Below are 762 nucleotides of genomic sequence, written 5' to 3'. Positions count from 1 at the left end.
CCACAAACCGAGCCAGCACCGCCTCACACTCAGCCATCCGCGCCGCGAACACCGGCGAACACTCCAGCAACTCCACACCCATACCGAGCCACTGCGACCCCTGACCAGGGAACACGAACACCGACTTACCGCCACCACCCGCGACACCCTGCACCACACCCGACGCGATGCCATCGGCCAGCTCACGCAACCCCGCCACCAGCTCATCCCGACCAGCACCCACCACCACCGCACGGTGATCGAACACCGACCGCGACACCACCAGCGAATGCGCCACATCCACCAGCCGCACACCAGCCCCTACACCGGCCCACTCACCGGCCACCGCATCAGCCAACCGGCCCGCCTGAGCCCGCAACGCCTCCGCACTACGACCCGACACCACCCACGGCACCACCGGCACCCCATCCACCGGCCCACTCACCGGCTCGACCTCGATCTCGGCGACCGGGGACTCCTCGATCACGATGTGCGCGTTCGTACCGCTCACGCCGAAGGAGGAGACGGCGGCGCGGCGGGGACGGTCGTGGCGATCCCACTGCCGGGACTCCGCCAGGAGCTCGACCGCGCCGGCCGACCAGTCCACGTGCGGCGACGGCTCATCCACGTGCAACGTCTTCGGCAACACCCCATGCCGCAGCGCCATCACCATCTTGATCACACCAGCCACACCCGCAGCCGCCTGCGTATGACCGATGTTCGACTTCACCGACCCCAACCACAACGGCTCATCACGATCCTGCCCATACGTCGCGATAACCG

1 protein-coding gene is annotated in these 762 nt (G+C 68.0%); it reads right to left on the bottom strand.

What is annotated here, in order from left to right; translation table 11 throughout:
• Positions 1-709 (bottom strand): acyltransferase domain-containing protein (locus tag ACTWPV_RS49740; protein WP_443157233.1); only part of this gene is annotated, 709 nt, incomplete at its 3' end.
• Positions 710-762 lie beyond the last annotated feature (53 nt).

Source organism: Nonomuraea sp. KM88, from assembly GCF_052245635.1.
Classification (GTDB): domain Bacteria; phylum Actinomycetota; class Actinomycetes; order Streptosporangiales; family Streptosporangiaceae; genus Nonomuraea.
This window is presented reverse-complemented; position numbering and strand designations above follow the sequence as displayed.